The following is a 10,578-nucleotide window of genomic DNA, read 5'->3' as shown; positions in this document are numbered from 1 at the left end:
ATGAAAGATTTTTATGCATCTCGTTCTATCAAGAAAGAAACAAATAGGTTTTTAGAGGTGCCCTATAGTTTATCAGCTACGTATAACAGGCAATCGCTTCGATTTCGACAGCGACATCTTTGGGCAAACGAGCAACTTCAACTGTTGCGCGCGCAGGCTTATGCGTCCCAAAAAAATTCGCATAGACATCATTGATCGCTGCAAAGTCATTCATACTTTTGAGAAAGATGGTCGTTTTCACGACATGATTCGGAGTCAACTTTTCTGATGCCAAAATCGCACCGAGATTTTTGAGGACAAGCTTCGCTTGTTCTGTTGCATTTCCACTAAAGAGTTGAAGTTCGTTTGTGCTCGGATCAATCGAAATTTGCCCGGAGATAAAAAGGAAATTCTCTGCACGCGCGGCTTGCGAGTAAGGTCCAATCGCCTTCGGGGCTTTGTCGGTAGTGACAGGTGTAATCATTTGTGACTCCTATGATGAATGAAAGGTCTCTCGGAGGCGACCTCTCACTACGGCAAAAACCTTCATACGCCAGATTTTTGCCTGCGCTTCAGCCTGCTGTGCATTGAGGCTTCCTTTCCAGCGTCTGAAGACGCCGCTCGAGGCTCGTCTCCTGCGGACTTTCCACAGACACTACAATATAAATTTTCCTTCTTTCATAATCGTTCGTCCATCAACGATAACTGTGGTTTTCTGCATGACACCATCACAGTGCACATCGCTTTTCCAATCAGCTCCGGTCATATCGGGATACGGATTACCAAGCGCAATATGCACACCTGGAAATTTTTCATCCTGCAATAAATTACCAATGAGTTTGCTCAGTCCCACATTGGTTCCAATGGCAAATTCTCCGACTCGATTCGCATTCGCGTCCGTATGAATATAAGCTTCATACTCTTGTCTGAGCTTTTCATTTTCACACTGAAGACTTCCTTCCACAATACGGCCATCACGCAGATCAAACGAAAGTGGAGTTTTTTCAATCAGTCTATATTTTTCTGAAAAGAAATCTCCCAGCACTCCATCAAACACGACATGGCCATTCACGGTTTTCGGCGCTGTATAGGTCTCTCCTCCGGGAAGATTGCTCCAATGATCTTGAGTAATAATCCCATCGCAGATAAGCCATTTGAGCTTCGGATCAAATTCAGCCACAAAATCGCTTCCTGCGGGGGAAGTAACATGAATCTTTTTTGCGGTGCGAACAATGTCGTTCACGAGTTTCGTCACGCGCTGAACTTCTTTATAATCAACCGCCATACCGATCGACATAATCTCTTCGTTGATACTGATCATATGCGCGTGTTTGACGCGATATTTTCCGACACATTGATAGAGAGGACGGCGAAAGCTTTTCAGCTCTCCTGGTTTGGATTGTCCAATATAAAAACTCGTTGTTGCCCAATTGGCAAAGAGATCCTCAAGCTCCTTGGGAAAGGGAAGTGGATTTTTTCCCGTGAGATCGCGTTTCCCAAAATCTTCCATCATAAAAACTTGAACTTCCTCTGTGATCTTCTTCAGTGCAGCAACAATCGCATCAGCAACGGTTTTGGTTTCAAGATCGGTCACCACGAGGACACGCTCGCCCGGCTTCACACAGACGCAATTTTCAACCGCTTGCTTGGCACCAAAAGTGAGTTTATCGGAGGTTTTCATAGATTGTCGCCAATAGGCTACTTGGCTTTCTTTTGTCAATAAGTTAGAGCCATTTAGTAAATTACGTTATGTCATTCCCGCGAAAGCGGGAATCCAGAAACATTAAAATACTGGATCCCTGCCTTCGCAGGGATGACATAAATTATCAAAAGTTACTTTATGAAATGAGTTTAAAAAATTGCATGCAACTCGGCATTGATCAGCTTCTTCACCACGAATCAGAAAAGTTGCGCGGGCAACGCATCGGTCTTCTTACCTCGCGATCTCATATGACCTCTGAAAATCACTCGACCCTTGAATCAGTGCTCGCCCGCAAAGATCTGCAGGTCACTGCCCTTTTTGCTCCTGAACACGGACTCGATCTAAAAGCTCAATATATGGAGGCCGTGGCTTCTTCGACAGATGCGAAATCAAACCTTCCCATTTTCAGTCTCTATGGAGAAACATTTGAATCTCTCTCTCCTACTTCCGAGATGCTGAGTCGTATTGATACGCTCGTAGTTGATCTGCAAGACATTGGGAGTCGTTATTATACGTACATCTGGACAACGCTTTTATGTATGCACGTCTGCGCACAGCAAAAAAAACAGATCATCGTGTGTGATCGCCCCAATCCTCTTGGCGGTCTTGTACTTGAGGGGGGGGAAATTGAAAAAGGATTTGAATCTTTTATAGGACTTCATTCCATTCCGAATCGTCACGGCATGACCATCGGGGAGCTGGCGCTCCTTTTCAAGGTTCAAGAAAAAATCAATTGTAATGTACACGTCATTTCTATGTCGGGATGGAAACGTTCAATGCATTTTCCTGAAACAGGACTGACGTGGCACAATCCTTCGCCGAATATGCGGAGTTATACAGCAGCACTCCTCTATCCAGGGATATGTTTACTTGAAGGAACGAATGTTTCTGAAGGTCGCGGAACTGAGACTCCCTTTGAAATCATCGGCGCTCCTTTTATTCGCCCAGATGAACTCATCGAACATATGGAAGCACTCGAAATTCCCGCAATTGATATGGAAGCGATCTCCTTCACACCAACATTTGAAAAATGGAAAGGCACACCATGTGAAGGGATCAAATGGACAATCACCAATCATGAAGCTTTCAGATCTTATCTCAATGGTTTTGCACTCATCTGGACATTGCATAAACTTTATAAACGAAAAGGATTTGAATGGCGCACGAGTCCCTATGAATTTCGACGTGATGTTCCTGCCATTGATGTGCTCACCGGAAGTTCAGAGTTTCGAAAACGGATTGACACGAAAGATTTTGAAGAGATTATTGCGCTTGCAGATTTTTCTTCGACGTTCGCAGAAGAGCGAAAACAATATTTTCTCTACAGCTAAAATGATTTCAAAACGTTTCTTATTTGATACGGGTCCTGCCGCCTGCGGTGTTCCGGCCCTCCGCTAAAGACGGAGACCTCCTGGAACACGCTCCGGCGTCACCCGAATCTTGATCTATTTTGAAATCATTTTAAATTAGGCAAACTCAGTGTATTCTTCGTAGTCAAAATCGTCAGTTTCAGAGCGGGGTTCATCTTCGGCAAAATTTTTCACGCTGGAGAACGTCGAGAAAAGAAAATGCATGGAAATCAGCAACATCAAACATAATGACATAAATTTTTTCATTTTCTCTCCCTTCATCTGGACAAATATGCAAAGAGCGTTCCAGAAAACGTGTTTTATAACTTATTGATACTATTTAGTTTTTATAAATTCTTTGGTCGAAGCCAACCCTTCTTTTAACTTTATTCTGAGAATATCGTCGTTTTTTTGACACTCTCATGTTGATCTTCCAAACACCCGTGGTGTCATTGCGAGGAGTCCCCCACGAATCTTGGGGGACGACGAAGCAATCTCCTGACATTCAGGAGATCGCCACGCCCTTCGGGCTCGCGATGACACCCTTTGAAGTAGATACCCACGCGCAAGCGCGTGGCACTTGAACATCACGCGCTTCGCGCGCAACAGCCGCATTCACCCATGCCCAAGGGCATGGTCCTCTGCGCGCGGGGTGGAGTTCCGATGGGGGTTGTCAGGGGGAGAGCAGGATCTCCCCCCTGACGTTAGCGAGCGTCGGGTTCACCCCGCGCGAGCGAATAGATTCTTAAAGTTGATTACTGTCTTGCCATTCTTTTCACCCAATGTTAGCTGCCATTTTCAACACACATTTTGGAGGTCATCATGATCGCAGCCGGAAATTTATTTGGAAGTATTTCAGCGGAATTTCAGGGTTTTAATCTTGAATATAAACCTGATGCCACCAAACATCATGATGAAGGAGGCATTGTCGTCGAGTGCCAAGAAGATTCTGGTATCGATGACACTCTCAACTTTGTGGGGAACGAGACAGCAACAGGATATCATCTCGAAGTCAAAATTAATTCTGAAGTCAATATCGGCCTTTGGAGCCAGGGAAAAGTTATTTTGGATTTTAATAACACATCAAAAAAATGGACCCTTACGACAAGAACTGGAGAAGATACGATATGGAAAGTTTCCAACCAAGGGGCAATCATTGCCACCATCGTGGCTGGACTTGAATGTTATGCAAGTAAAAATGGGGAGAGTGCAGAAAGTGCACGAAAACTCGCCGATCACTTGAAGACAGTTGATTCCACCACAATCATCCTCGCTGATGCAGCTTACGATCGCACGAACACCTCTGGTATTTATCAGCGAAATCTCGAAACATTTCCTAGTGATGCTTTTATTCCTTGGTAATTAGTTTTTTTGAAAAAGATAAGGATCAGTAACGAGTTCCGAAAGCTTCACGGTTTTGGACTCTCCTTCAAGATTTGCCATAATCACTTCGATCTCTGGTGCAAACTCTAAAAGCGTCTGTCGACAAAATCCGCACGGCGGAATGGGCTGATCGCGCTCAGCGACAACAGCAATGCGTTTAAATTTCCTCTCTCCTGCTGAGAGCGCAGAAAAAATTGCAGTTCGTTCGGCACAAACATGAATAATTGCTGAGGGACTCTCAACATTCGCTCCCACATAGACTTTGCCGTCGATCGTCTCCAGCGCCGCACCAACCTTGTAACCGGTTTGATGCACAACAGCGTGTTCACGAACCTCAAGAGCTTTGACAATAAGTTTATCCATAAAATATTGAAACGAAATTTCAAAACAGATAATTAATTGCGGGTGATGCCATCATCTCATTTCTTCCTTTTTGCTTTCGGTGGACCTGGAGGCTTGGGATAACCTTTTCGCTCTGGTCGCAACTCTTTTCTCACTTCAGCTTCCGCTCCATCGAACATTTCCGTCATCTCTTCCAAACGTTTTTGGACCAAACCGTGAACGGTGTTCACAGGGTATCGACCATTTTTTTGTATCGCTCCCGCTTTTTTCCCGGTCAAAATTTCAATCCCTTCTTCTATACTTTTAACGGAATAGATATGAAATTTTCCTTTGTTGACCATGTCCAAAATATCTTCGCGAAGCATGAGATGTCGCTCATTCTGAACAGGAATCAGCACCCCTTGCTTTCCCGTAAATCCTTGCGCCTTGCAGACATCGAAAAATCCTTCGATCTTTTCATTCACACCGCCAATCGGTTGAATATTTCCGAGTTGATTCACCGAACCCGTGACAGCAAATCCTTGATCGATCGGCAGTCCCGAGAGACTTGAAAGAAGCGCATAAATTTCAGTAGACGACGCGCTATCTCCATCAACGCCCGCATAAGACTGTTCAAACGCAATAGAAGCTGCAAGCGTCAGAGGTTTTCGTTGAGCATATTGCTGACGCAAATAACCGTTCAAAATAAAAACACCTTTGTCGTGAGTGGGTCCTGAAAGGCCAGCTTCTCGTTCAATATTGATAATGCCGGTTTTGCCAACTGAGGTCACTGCGGTGATACGCGATGGTTTTCCAAAGCGAGTGTGGCCGAGAGAGTAAACCGCAAGGCCATTAATTTGGCCTACTTTCTTCCCATGCGTATCGACGAGCAGCACCCCCTCTTCGATGAGACGCTGCACGCGCTCTTCACTTAAATTATGTCGATAGCGACGATCTTGGAGTGCGGTCGTCACATGATGTCGCTTCACCGCCTTTGCCCCCTCTTGACGTGCCACATGCTCAGATTCGCGAAGAACATCGGCGACATGCGTAAAGCGGGTGGTAATACGATCTTGCTGTCCTGACTCTTCCACGCCATGTTCAATGAGAGCTGCAAGACCATCACTTTCGAGGTGTAAATGATCTCCTCGATCGAGAATTGACTTGAGTACCGCAGCAAAATTTTTTGCCGCATTTTTGCTCAAGGGCATGCTGGTATCGAAGTCAGCTAAAATTTTAAAGGTTTTGGCAAACTCTTCCTCATAGGACCACAGAAGACGATACAACCAATCAGGGCCAATCAAAATAACTTTTACCGAAAGTTTAATCGGTTCTGGTTTCAGCGCCATGGTGGCAATTTGAAAATAGGTTTCTGGCTGTTGAATAATGAGTTCTTCTGTTTTGAGCACGCGTTTCAACTGATCCCACACCAGAGGTCGGCGAAGAAGATCGAGCGCATTAATAATGATATAACCACCGTCGGCTTGCAAAAGCGAGCCGGCTTTAATGCTTCGAAAATCGGTGGTCCACGCGCCACCTGGACTTGGCGTATATTCAACCGCTCCAAAAAGATTCACATAGGAAGGGTTTGGCTCTTCAATAATGAGACATCCAGCTTTGGATATTTTTTCATCTCGCGCTTCGGTGAGTAAGTTGACTTCATAATACCAAAAAGGATCGTCGGGCTTTCCAGGAGCTCCAATCATAATCACGCCGGGTTGTTGCGGTTGTTCCTGACGGCCAAAAAAAACATCGAGATTATGTAAAACATGTTTTCGAACTTCATCGAAATACGCTCGGACTTTTTTCTCTTCATAACGACTATAAAAATCGTCCAAAATTCCATCGAGCACGAGCGAAGCCCAGCGTTGATGAAATTTATCGAGCTCGTCGTGCATGCGCTTTCCAATCCCACGCGCTTTGATTAATACTTGTTTGAGCTCCGTTGAAAGTTCCTTGTGTCGTTCGAGTTTCTGACCTCTCTCTTCATTCGTAATCTTCCCCTCTTTCACCAGATTTTCGAGGTAATCGATCGACACCGCTTCATTATTAATCACCGGGAAAACGGTGGGGGCTACGTATGTTGCCTCCTGTACTTGAATCAAGGCGAAGCCTTCTTTTTTTAATCGTTCGGCAAATTGTTCAAAGACTTTTTTTTCTTGAGTTTGATATCGTTCAACAATGGCTTCTCGTTCGCGGGCAACATGTGTCGACTCGAGTGTTTTCGGAAGATTGTTGCGCAAAATCTTCACGAGTTCCCTCATGTCATCGCGAAATTTTCTCCCCTCTCCGCGACGAAAATTGAGAAGCACGGGTTGCGCTTGATCCACAAAATTATAGACATAACAACGATCGGGAACATCTTCGCAGGCTGGCTTCAGTTCTTCGAGTGTTCGACGAATGGTCGTTGTGCGCCCGGTTCCTGCCATACCAGCCACATAGATATTGTATCCGGAACGATAGAGCTTCAGCCCTGTTTCCAAAGCCTTATGAGCTCGATCTTGTCCCACAATAGAATGCGTCCCTTTAAATTTTTTTTGATCTTTATAGAAGGAGAGAAAAGAGGGATCACATTTCCATCTCAGATCTTTTGCTTTCAATTTTTTTGCGGGCATGCCTTCCTACCTCCATCTTGCGAAGATTGAGCAATGACAGGTCAGTGAGGAATGGTCAAGAGTCAAGGGTGTTGTCATTTGCGAGCGTGGAGCATATACTTCTGTCATGAAAAGTTCGAATACCGATGTGGAACAATTTTTAAAACAAGTCATTGAACGCTTTGGGGATGTCAGTGATGGAACAAAGGAAATCTTTAAACTCTTAGTAGAGACAACTCTCGATTACAGTGAAAATCTCAAAACGTCCGGCAACAATACCCTGACGGTAGGCGAAACCAAAATTGCGCTGGATGCATTTATGGAAATTATGAAAACGCATGAAATTCCGAAAAATCTTTCAGGAAATTCATACGACCTTGTCATTCGTTGGCTCGAAGAGATCAAAAAAACAGTACATCATTAAAAAACTCGCTGTTTCCTTCAAATGATTCCTATGCTACCGTAGTTTCATGAAAAAATGGTGGTTCAAAGGAGTCATCATTGCTTTGAGTGTTCTGGCGCTGATCATCTCTCTCCTTATCGTTGCTCCTTCTTTTCTTCCAACGTCTCGGGTCCATCAAGCCATTGAAGAACATATTTCCCATCTCTTTGCAGGAAAAGCGACCCTTGCAGAATTTTCTTATCGGATTCTCCCTTCTCCTCGATTCAAACTGACGAATCTCGTTGTTGAAGAGAATGGAACAACACTCTTTACCGCAAAAAAAATCACCGGAACTCTCTCGTTGATGGACCTTTTCAAAAAGGAATTAACACTCTCGCCTGTGGTTGAAGGACTTGTCGTTCCTGACCTTTCTCACTTTAAAAAATTCCAGAGCAAAACAGCAAAAGAAGAATGGACCTATCGTCTCGCAGCTTTCACCATCACCTCCGGAGATATTTCGATCCTCCGAGGAGGCGATAAAATTCCTCTTCACTTTCAAGAAATCTCTCTCTCAATTCCACAGTTTGGAACAACCACTTTTCCCCTTCACCTCCAAGCCAAATTTGCGGAAACGACTCGGCCCAACTTTTCATTGGAAGGAAATATGACCTTTCAACAAGGAGGGCGTGAAATAAAATTTGAACCGTTAAAAGGTTTGCTGGGGAAACTTCCCTTTGCGCTTTCTGGTTCATTTTGCCTCACGTGTGATCAGCCCGAATATGCATTTCATGTGACCACGAATCAATTTCATCCCGAACGCATCAGTGATCAGGAAACTCCTTTAAAAGTTTTTGCTCAGAACCTGAGTTGGCAATCTCCGGTAGTGCTTGATCTCTCGCTTAAACGAAAAGCCGCGAACATAGAATTTTCGGGGAGTGTCGATGCAGAAGCGAGCGCTTTTTCTTATGGAAAACTTTTTACCAAAGCAGCGCAATATCCTTTTAAAGGGAAATTTTTATTCCACCTCAATAAAGAAAAAATTTCTGTAAGCGAAGCTCTTTTTGAACTTGGACAAAGTCAGATTTCGATGACCGGTTTCTGGAAACGTGGCGAAAATCGCATCTATAATTTTTTAGTAAAATCAGAAACGATCGATCTCAAGAACGTGAAACCTTATTTCCCTTTTCTTTCGATCATCGAAGAACTGGAAGCACCATCTTTTTCTCTTACTTTTCAGGAAGGAGAAGAGACAGATGAAACAACTTCATGGTTGAGTGGAACCGTCAATGCTTCGCAAGCAACTCTTTTTGGGAAAAAATTTGAAACATTGGAACTTCATCTTTTTTGGGAAAACGATGCTCTCACTTTTCCCGTTGTAAAAGGATCCTTTGCTGGTGGAGTTTTTTCCGGAACAGGAAAAATGCTTCTTGAAGAATCGCCTCGTTATGAGTTCAGCACGGTCATGCAAGATGTCGATATGGAAACATTCTCTCTCCCTTTTCCCTTACGCGGAAAAGGAGCGCTCGTGACAACACTCGCGACTTACGGCAGCACGCCCTTAGAATTAAAAGATCATGAAACGATCGGAGGAACACTTTTGATGAATGAAGCCATGCTTTTCTCTCCTTTTGGTTCCTCTCTTTTTCCTCCAGAAATGTTCCAGGAAATACTAGGATCACCGGTTCCATCTCAAAAAAATATGGAGAGACTCACAGCAAACGATCTGAAAATAACCGATCTCCACGCTGATTTTCAGTCTACCTCCACTGAACTTGAAGTAAAACCGGTCACATTTAACTCTTCTCTTTTTCTAGGATCTGCAGAAATTCACGCACGCACCGATACTCTTGAAGGAAGTGGAAAATTGGCGTTGACTCCCGCTTTCTCCGCAACGCTTGTTCCGAGTCCTCTGCTTCGCCAAAAAGCAAGTGATATTCAAGGACGTCTCGTCATCCCCTTTACACTCAAACACGACGAGCATCAGAAAATATATGCAGCGCTCGACCAAGAAACCCTTTCACAACAGATGCAAGGGAAAAAGGAAGCGGTAATAGTGATTGCGCCCGCAACATTAAAAACAGAACTCCCCTCTTCACCCACAGGAAAGACGCAACCTCAAATGGCGAAAAAAATAGTTCCAAAAGAAACGCTTTCTGAAACAAAACCGCTAGAAGAAAAAAGCGGTGTCATTGAAGATGACGAAATGGATGATCTGCTGAAAGTGATCATTGGAAAGTAATTAGCGATACCACGAACGGACAGGGCCAGTGTCGACATGCACAAATTGAGTTCGACCATAATAGCCAACCCCACCAGCTTTTAAAGAAATCGCATAGTTTCGAAGAGTTCTACTATTTGTTCCTCTGAGGCGAATATCAGCAGCACGGCCATGAAGATGCATACTGTATTTCGCAACGCGACTATTTCTATTTTTCAGTTTTGCATTGTATTCAGGACTTCGATAGCCTGAAATAAAGTCAATCTCCTGGGCCCCAAAATGATCTTGAAGATGGTCTAACAGCTCAATGAGACGGAGAGAAATCGTGGTCCGCTCTTGCTGAAAGGGACAGGCAAAAAGAGTATCGATCTGGGCAAGCGCCTCATTTTGGTATTTTCCCTCAGCATCTCGATACACAAGATCGACATGTTCTTTGGTATGGACGTTATAGACAGGAAGATGACCATCACCCGTATAACGAAAAAGGGAGTAATGTTCAGACGTCGTCTCAACTCGACGGCTGGGGAAGAAAAAGCATCCCATCAAAAAGACGAAAAAAATAGCGTACGACACACGATGCTTCATATTCTTTTTATCGGACAAAATCATAAAAGGTTTCGTTTTTATTTATGGACCCTCACCGCAGGATG

At 44.1% G+C, this 10,578-nt stretch carries 9 protein-coding genes; 4 read left to right on the top strand and 5 right to left on the bottom strand.

Annotated features, from left to right (window positions below; translation table 11 throughout):
- Positions 1-76 precede the first annotated feature (76 nt).
- Positions 77-463: a hypothetical protein gene (locus A3C46_01455; protein ID OGQ21915.1), complete on the bottom strand. Its 387-nt coding sequence runs from the start codon at positions 461-463 to the stop codon at positions 77-79.
- Between the two features lie 171 nt (positions 464-634).
- A complete protein-coding gene (locus A3C46_01450; GenBank protein OGQ21914.1) occupies positions 635-1,660 on the bottom strand; it encodes a hypothetical protein in 1,026 nt (341 codons plus the stop codon).
- A gap of 164 nt (positions 1,661-1,824) precedes the next feature.
- Between A3C46_01450 and A3C46_01445 the strand changes: the two genes are divergently transcribed.
- Both A3C46_01445 and A3C46_01440 read left to right on the top strand, forming a co-directional pair.
- Positions 1,825-3,012: a hypothetical protein gene (locus tag A3C46_01445; GenBank protein ID OGQ21913.1), complete on the top strand. Its 1,188-nt coding sequence runs from the start codon at positions 1,825-1,827 to the stop codon at positions 3,010-3,012.
- Between the two features lie 840 nt (positions 3,013-3,852).
- Positions 3,853-4,392 (top strand): hypothetical protein, encoded by a 540-nt coding sequence (locus tag A3C46_01440; GenBank protein ID OGQ21912.1) that lies wholly within the window; start codon positions 3,853-3,855, stop codon positions 4,390-4,392.
- Here the strand turns inward: A3C46_01440 and A3C46_01435 are convergent, their stop codons facing one another.
- Positions 4,393-4,776: a hypothetical protein gene (locus tag A3C46_01435; GenBank protein ID OGQ21911.1), complete on the bottom strand. Its 384-nt coding sequence runs from the start codon at positions 4,774-4,776 to the stop codon at positions 4,393-4,395.
- A 56-nt stretch (positions 4,777-4,832) separates the two neighbouring features.
- Positions 4,833-7,349, bottom strand: a complete 2,517-nt coding sequence (locus A3C46_01430; GenBank protein OGQ21910.1) for a hypothetical protein — start codon at positions 7,347-7,349, stop codon at positions 4,833-4,835.
- A gap of 106 nt (positions 7,350-7,455) precedes the next feature.
- Here A3C46_01430 and A3C46_01425 point away from each other — a divergent pair, with 106 nt between their 5' ends.
- A complete protein-coding gene (locus A3C46_01425) occupies positions 7,456-7,752 on the top strand; it encodes a hypothetical protein (protein ID OGQ21909.1) in 297 nt (98 codons plus the stop codon).
- Positions 7,753-7,798: 46 nt separating this feature from the next.
- Complete coding sequence (locus A3C46_01420; GenBank protein ID OGQ21908.1) at positions 7,799-9,949, top strand: hypothetical protein; 2,151 nt, start codon at positions 7,799-7,801, stop codon at positions 9,947-9,949.
- Here the strand turns inward: A3C46_01420 and A3C46_01415 are convergent, their stop codons facing one another.
- Positions 9,950-10,513: a hypothetical protein gene (locus A3C46_01415; protein OGQ21907.1), complete on the bottom strand. Its 564-nt coding sequence runs from the start codon at positions 10,511-10,513 to the stop codon at positions 9,950-9,952. It abuts the gene before it with no gap.
- Positions 10,514-10,578 lie beyond the last annotated feature (65 nt).

Source organism: Deltaproteobacteria bacterium RIFCSPHIGHO2_02_FULL_44_16, from assembly GCA_001798185.1.
GTDB lineage: Bacteria > UBA10199 > UBA10199 > 2-02-FULL-44-16 > 2-02-FULL-44-16 > 2-02-FULL-44-16.
Note: the sequence above shows the minus strand (reverse complement) of the source record. Positions and strands in the feature narration are given on the sequence as shown.

Coding starts and splice junctions, on each gene's coding strand:
- A3C46_01455 (OGQ21915.1), bottom strand. CDS start 463: ATGATTACACCTGTCACTACCGACAAAGCCCCGAAGGCGATTGGACCT.
- A3C46_01450 (OGQ21914.1), bottom strand. CDS start 1,660: ATGAAAACCTCCGATAAACTCACTTTTGGTGCCAAGCAAGCGGTTGAA.
- A3C46_01445 (OGQ21913.1), top strand. CDS start 1,825: ATGAGTTTAAAAAATTGCATGCAACTCGGCATTGATCAGCTTCTTCAC.
- A3C46_01440 (OGQ21912.1), top strand. CDS start 3,853: ATGATCGCAGCCGGAAATTTATTTGGAAGTATTTCAGCGGAATTTCAG.
- A3C46_01435 (OGQ21911.1), bottom strand. CDS start 4,776: ATGGATAAACTTATTGTCAAAGCTCTTGAGGTTCGTGAACACGCTGTT.
- A3C46_01430 (OGQ21910.1), bottom strand. CDS start 7,349: ATGCCCGCAAAAAAATTGAAAGCAAAAGATCTGAGATGGAAATGTGAT.
- A3C46_01425 (OGQ21909.1), top strand. CDS start 7,456: ATGAAAAGTTCGAATACCGATGTGGAACAATTTTTAAAACAAGTCATT.
- A3C46_01420 (OGQ21908.1), top strand. CDS start 7,799: ATGAAAAAATGGTGGTTCAAAGGAGTCATCATTGCTTTGAGTGTTCTG.
- A3C46_01415 (OGQ21907.1), bottom strand. CDS start 10,513: ATGAAGCATCGTGTGTCGTACGCTATTTTTTTCGTCTTTTTGATGGGA.